Raw genomic sequence first — 3,300 nt, forward strand, 5'->3', positions numbered from 1 at the left:
GGCAAAAGCAAACTGAGGTAATCCTTTTCTTCCAATTCTTTTTTTTAACAAAGAAAATCGATTGAACCCAATTCCCCAACTTTTAGGACTGATCCAATTTTTCTATATAACGTTGAATGTTAGCTATCAAAAAACCAAAAGGGATGGATGGTCAGAAATGATTCTATTTATAGAAGTAAAAAAACCTCACCCTATCAAGTACTCTCTACTTTCTCATGTTTTGTATGAAAGTTAAGAATTTCACTTTTTGAAAATTTACGATTTGTCACTATCATTAATTTTCTTAATAAGGTGGGATATTTTACCTAATCAAAAAATATGTATTAGATATGTATCACCTATTGATACACGATTCTCTGAATATTTTTAGGATGAATGAATTTTGGAGACTATTTTTAAAGGCTAATCCTAAATTAAATACTATGAAAAAATACTTTTTATTACCTCTAATTCTTTTATTGTTTTTGGGTTCGTGTGAGTCGGAAGAACCGACTCCTGATAAACCCCAAATAATTAAAAAAGAAAAAATAAGTGGTTTCATTCAAAAAGGTCCATTTGTAAGTGGTACTACAGTCACCATGAATGAACTCAATTCCCAATTGGTCCAGACTGGTAAAGTATTTACCTCAACCATCATCAATGATATGGGACTATTTGAAGTAAATAACATTGAGCTGAGTTCCAGTTTTGTTGAATTTACCTCTTCGGGATTCTACTTCAATGAGGTATCTGGTGAGATTTCAATTTCATCTATAACCCTAACCTCCCTATCTGATGTGAGTGATAAAAATTCCATCAATGTCAATGTACTCACCCATTTAGAAAAAAGAAGGGTTGAGACTTTGATGAAAGAAGGCAAATCATTTTCTGAGTCCAAGACCCAGTCACGAAACGAGTTGCTTTCTGTTTTTTTAATGTCTTTAAGCAATAATTCTTCTTTTGAGGAATTTGATATATCCAAAAATACAGAAGAAGGAGGGCTACTTTTAGCCATATCCATAATTCTTCAAGGAAATCGAAGTGTTGGTCAACTCACAGAGTTATTATCCCGAATTCAGAATGATTTTTCTGATAATGGGAAATTGGATAATGAGAATATCATGTATTCCTTAAGGATTACAACTGCGGAATTAGATTTGTCTGAAATTAGAGCTAACATAGAGAAGAGGTTTAAGGAACTGAATATCAACACGCCAATACCAGATTTTGAAACTCAAATTAGTAAGTTTCTAGTTCTGAAAAACCTAAACCTCAGCATTGAAGGTGAAGGTACTGTAGAAGAAAAAATAGTAACCAACCCATCAGGAAGAGAATACCCCATAAATACAGTAGTGGAACTAACCCCAGTACCAAAAGAGGGATGGGTATTTGATGGTTGGGCAGGTGACTTAAGTGGAAATGATGTACCAAACAGAATCACGTTAGATAGTGAAAAGAATGTGACTGTAAAATTCAAAAGGAAAGATTATCCGCTCAACATCACCATTGAAGGTGAAGGAACTGTGGAAGAAAGAATAGTAACAGATCCAAATGGGAGACAGTATCCATTTGAAACAGTAGTAGAATTAATACCTGTACCAAAAGAAGGATGGGCCTTTGATGGATGGAGGGGCGATGTTGTCAGCAGAGAAAATCCACTTCTACTAACGGTAAAAAAAGAAACCAATATTACGTTGAAATTTAGTCAGCCGATATTCAAAATACTGGAAAACGGAGTGACCTGTGTATGCGAGGGAGTGAATCCGGGAAGTAAAGGTATGATCGATGGAGTAGAATATGAGGCAGTAGATAATGAACTTCTTAGAAAAAGAAGAGATGAAGGGGTTGATTTGACTAAACTTTGCACATCCTTGGTGACAGACATGAAAGAATTGTTTAGTGGGAAAAATTTAAACCAACCTATTGGTAATTGGGATGTAAGTAATGTTATTGATATGAGTTTAATGTTTTTTGGCTCAAATTTTAATCAATTCATTGGGGATTGGGATGTTAGTAATGTTAATTACATGAATGGTATGTTTGAGAATTCAAACTTCAATAAACCAATTGGGAATTGGGATGTTAGCAACGTAAAGCATATGGGGCATATGTTTAGAAACTCTCCTTTTAACCAAAACATTGAAGCTTGGAATGTGAGTAGCGTTACTGAAATGAATATTATGTTTGCACAGACTAACTTTAATCAACCTATAGGGGATTGGGATGTAAGTAATGTAAGAAATATGGAGTGGATGTTTGCAAATGCCCGGTTCAATCAGTCTATTGATAAATGGGATGTGAGTAACGTGACTACGATGATGCAAATGTTTGAAGGTTCTGATTTTAATCAACCCATTGGAAATTGGGATGTAAGTAAAGTAAGGAATATGGGAGGAATGTTTAGATATTCTTCTTTTAACCAAGATTTAAAAGATTGGAATGTATCCAATGTAGCTGATATGTCACAAATGTTTAAAGAGACAAATTTCAACCAAAATATCTCCAAATGGTGTGTAGAAAACATTACTGAAGAACCACAGGATTTCTCAACCAACTCCCCCCTAACCTCACAAAACAAACCAATCTGGGGAACATGTCCAGATTAACTCCATTAACTACAAAATACAAGAGGTTGTATCATAAGTCAAGTAAAGGCCCTGAGATTTCGCTATAAGAAATTTGATTCAGATACCTGCCCGAATAAAAAAGAGGCTGTCCCTACTTATGAGACAGCCTCTTTCATTCATCTAATCACTTAAAATTCATTCCCCTCAACCCATTCAATTCTATCATCAATAATTTGGAGGAGTCTAATAATATAGACTTAACTGTATGAATCAAATAATTCAGAGAGATTCACCCATTTTTTTCTTTAATAAAGAACGGGTCAATTGACCCCATTCTCAATACGCTCTACTATCTTATTTTTGTATATATCTCTGAATATTAACCAGAGAATTATAAAGTTGCTGAGGTTGAAGTACCAACATGATTTCTTCATCATCATCTTTTGTAGTTCCTATAATTGAGAGGAACTTTGTTGCTACCTCATTCTCCTTTTCTGTTATTCCTACGGCTTCCGTAAAAAAGTCATTACTGAAAATATAGAGTGTGTCTTTTTCAGTCCTTATTTTATCATTTAGTTTTTTCATGGTTCTGCACAATGTTGATTAGGTTGAGTTTATTTGTTTTCACTGGTGTGTTTTTATCCCGAATTCCCCTTGATAGTTTCTGTAATTGATTTTCGGTAATGATGATCTTTTTCATATCTATAAATATTTTAAAAGTTGATTTTTTGAAAAAATTGGCAGAAATTTTTAT

General features: G+C 33.8%; 2 protein-coding genes. One reads left to right on the top strand and one right to left on the bottom strand.

The genetic code is table 11. From position 1 onward, the window contains the following. Positions 1-422: 422 nt before the first annotated feature. Complete coding sequence (locus tag CHB66_RS16645; protein WP_170932529.1) at positions 423-2,585, top strand: BspA family leucine-rich repeat surface protein; 2,163 nt, start codon at positions 423-425, stop codon at positions 2,583-2,585. A gap of 315 nt (positions 2,586-2,900) precedes the next feature. Here the strand turns inward: CHB66_RS16645 and CHB66_RS16650 are convergent, their stop codons facing one another. Further along, positions 2,901-3,131 carry a hypothetical protein gene (locus tag CHB66_RS16650; protein WP_089242538.1) on the bottom strand — a complete coding sequence of 77 codons (231 nt, stop codon included), beginning with the start codon at positions 3,129-3,131 and terminating at the stop codon, positions 2,901-2,903. Positions 3,132-3,300 lie beyond the last annotated feature (169 nt).

It is taken from the genome of Belliella buryatensis, from assembly GCF_900188245.1.
Lineage (GTDB): Bacteria > Bacteroidota > Bacteroidia > Cytophagales > Cyclobacteriaceae > Belliella > Belliella buryatensis.